Consider the following 6787-nt stretch of genomic DNA (forward strand, 5'->3'; position numbering starts at 1 on the left):
CATGAATGCCGTGTTTCGCACCCAGTCCCTGACAAAGAAATTTGGCCGCACCGTCGCGCTGGCCGGCATCGACGTTGAAGTTCCTGAAGGAGCCATCTACGCGCTGGTGGGCGCCAACGGGGCGGGAAAAACCACGCTCATCAAGGTGCTGATGAACATCTTTCAGCCCACAAGCGGGTTGGCCACTGTGCTCGGCATCGACTCGCGCCACATCGCGGGCAGGCATTTTGAGCGCATCGGCTATGTCTCGGAAAACCAGGAGATGCCCGAGTGGATGACGCTGCGCCAACTGCTCGACTACTATCGCAACCTCTACCCCGCGTGGGATACCGCGCTCGAGCAGCAGCTGGTGCGGCAGTTTGACCTGCCGCTCAATCGCAAGCTCAAGCATATGTCGCGCGGCATGAAGATGAAGGCTGCTTTTGCTTCGTCGCTGCCTTACCGGCCCGCGCTCATCGTTCTGGACGAGCCCTTCTCCGGGCTGGACCCGCTGGTGCGCGACGAGCTCATCGAAGTTCTGCTCGACCGCGCTCCTGAGACCACGATCTTTCTCTCCTCGCACGATCTGGCTGAGATCGAGGCGTTCTCCAGCCATGTCGGCTATCTGGAAAACGGGCGGCTGCTTTTTTCTGAGGAGATGACTTCGCTCGCGGCGCGGTTCCGCGAGATCACCATCACACTTGCCGAGCCGCTCGCGCAGCAATTCTCTCCTCCGGCTCACTGGCTGCAGTGCGAAAGCGTGGACCGCGTGCTGCGCTTTGTGGACTCGGGCTACCAGGAGGCGGCATCCCGCGAGGAACTGGCTGCCGTGTTCCCGGGGGCCCGCGATATCGCCATACAGCCCATGAGCCTGCGGGCCATCTTCCTGGCAGTCGCCAAGGCCGGCCGCACGCAGCCCACATCCACCTCCGTTGCAGCCGAAACCCGGGAGGTCCAAATATGAAAAGGGGCATGAATACGGGCATGAAGCAGGTGCTCGCCATCTTCCGCAAAGACGCACGGCACTTGTGGCCGGAGATCTGCATTTCGCTAGCGCTGCAGGCGGCGCTGGTGGCGCTTTACCCGCGCCAGTGGCGCCACGCCGGATTGGGCGCAGTCAGCTATTCCTTTGGCGCCTTTGCCACTTCGCCAGACGCATTCGGCGACCTTCTCAACATTCTCATCCCAATCAGCTGGTGGGTTCTGCTGGCGCGGCTGGTTCACGAGGAACGCCTGGTGGGGCACACGCAGTTCTGGATCACGCGGCCTTACCGGTGGCCGCTTCTGCTGGCGGCCAAGCTGCTGTTTGCTTCGGCGTTTGTGTATTTGCCATTCCTGATTGTGCAATGCATTCTGCTGCACGCAGCCGGGTTCCAGCCGCTGGCTCACGTGCCGGGCCTGTTGTTCAATGCTCTGCTGCTCACGGGAATCGTGATCCTGCCTCTTGCGGCCGTGGCGTCGGTGACCAGCAACCTGGCGCGGATGACGCTGGTGCTGCTCGGCGTGCTGGTCTTTGTGGCCGGCCTTGCCACGCTCGCGGGAGTGCTGCCACGGCTGGCCAGTTCTCCCAGTCTCGTGTCCAGCGCGATCTCCTTCATGGTGCTGCTGTGCGGAGCCGCCACCATCCTCGTTATTCAATATGCTCGGCGGCGAGCGCGCACGGCGTGGGTGTTGCTCGCGGTTGTGGCACTGCTTCTGGGATCGAGCGGGTTTTATGACGCTGACCAGCCCTTCATGAATCGTTTCTACCCGCCCGCAGGAGCGAGCGCTGCGCCGAGCGTCGAGTTCAGTTACAGCGAAAACCCCATGATGCGGCCGGTCGCACACGGCTCCGGCGCCAGAGGCATGATTGAGATCGCCATACCGGTCCACGTCGCGGGCATCGCACCGCACACCGTGGTCATCCCCACCGCGATCAAGGTCACCCTGGATTCTGAAGGCTCATCGCACTGGGATTCGCCATGGCAGACTCTTTCCACCGACAAATTTCTTTCCGCGCCCTACGATGCGGTGTTCCGGTTCCGCATGCGGCGGGAGACGTACGAGCAGTTCCGCAATGGACCTGTCTCGCTGCATATGACGGTTGCTATCGATCAGGGCCGGACGATTCGCGAGAACACGATTGCGCTGCCCGACGCGCGCTTTGAAGTTCCCGGGTTCGGGATGTGCACGCCGCAGGGCGGCTGGGATGGTGAGCCGGTCACGATCGGCATCAGCTGCCTTTCAGCCGTCCGCCAGCCTGATCTGACGTTTGTCACCGTGCTCTGGCACGACGACTGCCGCGCGCCGAACGATGCTCCGCCGCCGGCCGTCTCCGGCTACGGGTGGGTTGGCTCGCTCGACGCACCTGCGGCGGAACCCAGCCTCACCGCGGTATTGCAGGCGCCGATGGCCCTGACGAATTCCTGGAGGTATTCGAACCGGACGGATGAGCAGCGCATCCACATGCGTGAACTTTGTCCCGGCATTCCTGTCACCTTCACCAGCTACGCTCTGCAGACACGCACGCGCGCCGAGCTGTCGATTGCCGGTTTCCGTCTTCCGGAGCTCTCGAAGGCCACGGCAGCCGAATACCGAACGCAGTAGCCAGGCGGCTTCGATCGGGCCCGGGTTACGGATCGGATGCGCCGACAGGAGGAGCTTTCGGGGAGGATAACGGCCAAGGTGCGCCACCAGCGCGGACTACACTTGTACGTTGTCGCCACGAAAGTGGGCTGGAGGCTTGAACGTGTCGAGGAACGAGCGCCTTTATTATGCAGATTCGACTCTGAAGACCTTCACTGCGGCGGTTTCGGGGCTGCGCGAACTCGGAGTCCCGGATGGCGAACCCCTGTGGCAGATCGCCCTGGACCGGTCGGCCTTTTATCCGACCAGCGGCGGCCAGCCTTTCGATACCGGCATGCTTCAGGCGCGTCTCGCTACGGGCGCCACGGCCGAGGTTGCGGTAGCCCAGGTTGAAGAAGATGACGAAGGCACGGTCTGGCACTATGCTCGGCAGCCGCTCGCGGAAGGTACCCACGTTGAGGGCTTTGTCGACTGGGACCGCCGTTTCGATCACATGCAGCAGCACACGGGGCAGCACCTGCTGTCCGCCGTTTTCTGGGAGCAGCTTCAGGCCGCCACTGTGTCGTTTCACCTGGGCGAGATTACCTCGACCATCGATCTGGCGATTGCGCCGCCCGCGCACCACAGCCTTGAACGTGTTGAGCGCACGGCGAACCAGATCATCGCGGAGGACCGCACGGTCACGACGCGCTTTGTTCCGCGCGCCGAAGCCGAAGCGCTGCTCGCCGAGGGCATTCTGCGCAAGCTGCCCGAGCGCGAAGGGACTATCCGGCTGGTTGATATCGCCGAGCTGGACCACAATGCCTGCGGGGGAACGCATGTTCGTTCGACCGGACAGATTGGCAGCATTCTTATCCGCAGCATCGAGAAGGTGAGCCGCGGGGTGCGGGTTGAATTTGTGTGCGGCATGCGCGCGGTGCGGACGGCGCGCAACGACTCGGGCATCCTCCGCGAGGTTTCGACACTTCTCTCTACCGGCGCACCGGAGCTGCCCGATGCAGTCACGCGGCTGCTGAACGAAGCGAAGGCCGGGGCGCGCGAACGCCAGAAGCTGCGCGAAGAGCTGGCGTCGTACCAGGGGGCCGCGCTTGCAGCGGAAGCCGAAGCGGAAGGCGGCGTGCGCATGGTGGTTCGCTCGTGGAAGGACCGGGACAGCGACTACGTGAAGCTGCTGGCCTCACGCACGGCGGCCGCCGCGACGTCCACTGCTGTCGTGTTCTCGGCGGCCCACGGGGAGCCCGTGAGGGTGTACCTGGCGCGGAGCCTTAACTTGAATTTCAACTGCGGGCAGATGCTGCGGGAGGCACTGGCGGCGCTCGGGCTGCGTGGCGGCGGCTCGCCCGATCTGGCCCAGGGCGATGTTCCCGTCCATCAGTATGCCGCGCTGGTGGAGTCGCTCATCGCGGCGATCCGCCACGCCGAAAGGTAGGTCGTGGCGGCCGGAAGACTTCGAAAGGCGCTTCTTCGAAAGGGCGAGGGCAGCAGGGGCTAAAGCCCACACATTCAGAGCAATTTACCGGCACGACTGAAGTCGTGCCCTGTTACAAAGCTCGTCCCTTTGGGGATCGACTTATTCTCCCGACAGGGCTTCGAGCAGGGCGGTCCATTCGGCTTCGAGGGCGGGGCGGTAGTAGCTCTTGCCGGCGCGCTGGTACCAGTATTCGGCGTTCCAGTCCTCCCCTTCTTTGCGGTGGAGATAGGCGTGGACGGCCATGCCGTCGGGCGTCTCGAGCTCGTCGACGAGTGCGTGCGCGCGTGCCCAGTTGCCTTTCTTGTCCCACCACAGGGCTTGCAGGGTGGCGGGAAGTCCTGCCGGGGGAGCCTGCTCTCCCAGGGTGCTCAGAAATCCCTCTGCGTTCATGCCCATCCTTGTATCACTCCCAGAGCGAAACCGCGATGGAATCTTGGCTATATCTGCGTGATTTAAGTCACATCCAGTTGATTCCAGCACTGATACAAAGATGTCAGCGATTCTTGAGAAGCGGTCGCAGCGGATTACGAGGGGGAGACGGAAGTTGCCGGCGTCTGGGGCGCCGGCCTTCCCTGACGGGGAGGTCAGCGATGCTCGGATTGGACGTTTGCAACTCAGACCGAATCGGTCGTATACTTAAATCCGACCTTAATGGTCGCATTTCGAGGGTGCTGCCCTTTCGGCGACCCGACGGAGTCCGGCAGGTGAGCGTGCTGAGCGAATTGAATGTAGGCGAGACCGCGGTGGTAGTCGCCCTGGATCTGCCCGATACCGTCCAGAACCATCTCATGCACATGGGTTTTGTGCCGGATGCCATGGTGACGGCGCTACGCCGCGCTCCGGCCGGCGACCCGACGGTTTATGCCATTGACGGGATGGAGATCGCACTGCGCCACGAAACTGCCGACTCGATCCACGTCCGCAATGCCGTACTCGAGCTCGAGGACGAAGGACGCGAACTCCTCGAGGCCGGTCGATGAACCCATGCTGTGAGGCTCCGGCCTTCGAGCTTCCGAAGTCGCCGGCAGCGGGCTCTCTGCGGACGGTTGTTCTGATTGGACCGCCCAACGCGGGCAAGTCTACGCTGTTCAATCGCCTGACCGGTCTCCGCCAGAAAGTCGCCAATTATCCCGGCGTGACGGTGGAGCAGCGCATGGGCTTGATGGCGGGGGTGGGCCGCGACGACCTTACGCTGATTGATCTTCCGGGCGTTTACTCGCTCACGCCGTACTCCGAAGATGCGCGGGTTGCGGTGGACGTGTTGAAGGGCAAGATGCCGGGCACGCCCAAGCCGGACGCGGTGCTGCTGGTTCTCGATTCCCTGCACCTGACTCGCCAGCTCATGCTGGCTGCGCCGGTTTTGTCTCTTGGTCTGCCTACGCTGGTGCTGCTGAATATGAGCGACCTGATGGAGTCGCGCGGCGGGGCCATCGATACGTTGAAGCTGGCGAAGGAACTGGGCGCGCCGGTGGCGCAGATCAGCGCGACGCACGGCAGCGGGATGGATGCGGTTCCGCTTTTTCTGAATCAGTGCGCCCTGCCGCGCGCGGCCGAGAGAGTGGAACAGAATTTGACACTGCCCGTGCTGGGCAACGCTGCCAGCACCCACAAATGGGCGGCGCAGGTGAGCCGCAAGACCGGTTACCGCGCGCCGCTGTCCGCGGAAGGCAGCCGCAAGCTCGACAAGATTCTGTTGCACCGCATCTGGGGACCGCTGTTGTTTCTGCTGGTGGTGATTGGGGTTTTCGAGGTTGTGTTCTCGATCGGCCAGCCGCTGTCTGACGGGTTTGGCGACCTGCTGAGCCATATGGCGGACTGGGCGCGGCCGCTGATTCCCGCTGCGTGGCTGCAGTCGCTGCTGCTGGACGGCGTGTGGAAGGGCATCTCTTCCGTGCTGGTGTTTCTGCCGCAGATCCTGCTGCTGTTTTTGTTTATTGGAGTGCTGGAAGACTCCGGTTACCTGGCGCGCGCCGCGCTCATTGCGGATCGCGTGATGCGCACCGTGGGACTGAATGGCAAGGCTTTCATTCCGCTGCTCTCGGCCTATGCGTGCGCGGTGCCGGCGATTATGGCTACGCGGACTATCGAGAACAGGCGCGACCGCATTGCGACGATCCTGGTGACTCCGTTCATGACGTGCTCGGCGCGGCTGCCGGTCTACATGCTGCTGATTGCGGCGTTTGTGCCGAACCGGCAGTATCTGCACGGATTTCTGGGGCTGCGTGCGATCACGATGCTGGGGCTTTATGTGGCCGGTTTCGTGGCCGCGATGACGACGGCGCATCTGCTGAAGAGCTCGATTCTCAAGTCAAGCGAGACGCCGTTCATTCTGGAACTTCCGCAGTATAGGCGGCCCACGCTGCGCTCTCTCGGCCTTCGTCTTCTGGACCGCGCACGCATCTTTCTGCGCCAGGCCGGCACCGTGATTCTGGCGGTGACGATGGCGCTGTGGGTGCTGGCGCATCTGCCCATCCTCCACTCGGCGCAGGGGGGATGGACGATTCCCGAGCTGGCGGACAGCCTGATCGGGCGGCTGGGCCACTTGATCGAGCCGGTGATCGCGCCTCTCGGGTTCAACTGGAAGATCGGCATCGGTCTCATCTCGAGCGTGCTGGCGCGCGAGGTGATGGTGAGCACGATGGGCACGCTGTACGGAGCGGACCCCGGCACGCACGCGGAGAGCCTGCAGGCGGCACTGCACCACGACATGACCCTGGGTGGCGCGCTGGCGCTGATGATCTTCTTCGCGTTTGCGATGCAGTGCACGTCGAC

The 6787-nt window shown here is 63.3% G+C and carries 6 protein-coding genes; 5 read left to right on the forward strand and 1 reads right to left on the reverse strand.

Translation table 11 applies throughout. The features are described 5' to 3' along the window. Nucleotide 1 precedes the first annotated feature (1 nt). The 3 genes from VGL22_RS15855 (at nucleotide 2) to VGL22_RS15865 (ending at nucleotide 3973) form a co-directional block, all read left to right on the forward strand. Entirely contained in the window at nucleotides 2–943 is a 942-nt protein-coding gene (locus tag VGL22_RS15855) for an ABC transporter ATP-binding protein (protein ID WP_465267915.1), read from the forward strand. Beyond that, complete coding sequence (locus tag VGL22_RS15860; RefSeq protein ID WP_465267916.1) at nucleotides 940–2565, forward strand: hypothetical protein; 1626 nt, start codon at nucleotides 940–942, stop codon at nucleotides 2563–2565. Before VGL22_RS15855 ends, VGL22_RS15860 begins: the two co-directional genes overlap by 4 nt. 142 nt (nucleotides 2566–2707) lie before the next feature. Continuing rightward, a complete protein-coding gene (locus VGL22_RS15865; RefSeq protein WP_465267917.1) occupies nucleotides 2708–3973 on the forward strand; it encodes an alanyl-tRNA editing protein in 1266 nt (421 codons plus the stop codon). 141 nt (nucleotides 3974–4114) lie between these two features. Here VGL22_RS15865 and VGL22_RS15870 read toward each other — a convergent pair whose 3' ends face one another. After that, nucleotides 4115–4405, reverse strand: coding sequence for a hypothetical protein (locus tag VGL22_RS15870; RefSeq protein WP_465267918.1), 291 nt, complete (start codon nucleotides 4403–4405; stop codon nucleotides 4115–4117). Between the two features lie 314 nt (nucleotides 4406–4719). Here VGL22_RS15870 and VGL22_RS15875 point away from each other — a divergent pair, with 314 nt between their 5' ends. Both VGL22_RS15875 and feoB read left to right on the forward strand, forming a co-directional pair. Next, nucleotides 4720–4995 (forward strand): FeoA family protein, encoded by a 276-nt coding sequence (locus tag VGL22_RS15875; protein WP_465267919.1) that lies wholly within the window; start codon nucleotides 4720–4722, stop codon nucleotides 4993–4995. Beyond that, nucleotides 4992–6787: ferrous iron transporter B (feoB, locus tag VGL22_RS15880; protein ID WP_465267920.1), on the forward strand; the 1796-nt coding region annotated here is incomplete at its 3' end. The genes VGL22_RS15875 and feoB, both read left to right, overlap by 4 nt.

The sequence above is a fragment of the Occallatibacter sp. genome, from assembly GCF_036502485.1.
In the GTDB taxonomy this organism is placed as follows: domain Bacteria; phylum Acidobacteriota; class Terriglobia; order Terriglobales; family Acidobacteriaceae; genus Telmatobacter.

Coding starts and splice junctions, on each gene's coding strand:
- VGL22_RS15860 (WP_465267916.1), top strand. CDS start 940: ATGAAAAGGGGCATGAATACGGGCATGAAGCAGGTGCTCGCCATCTTC.
- VGL22_RS15855 (WP_465267915.1), top strand. CDS start 2: ATGAATGCCGTGTTTCGCACCCAGTCCCTGACAAAGAAATTTGGCCGC.
- VGL22_RS15870 (WP_465267918.1), bottom strand. CDS start 4,405: ATGAACGCAGAGGGATTTCTGAGCACCCTGGGAGAGCAGGCTCCCCCG.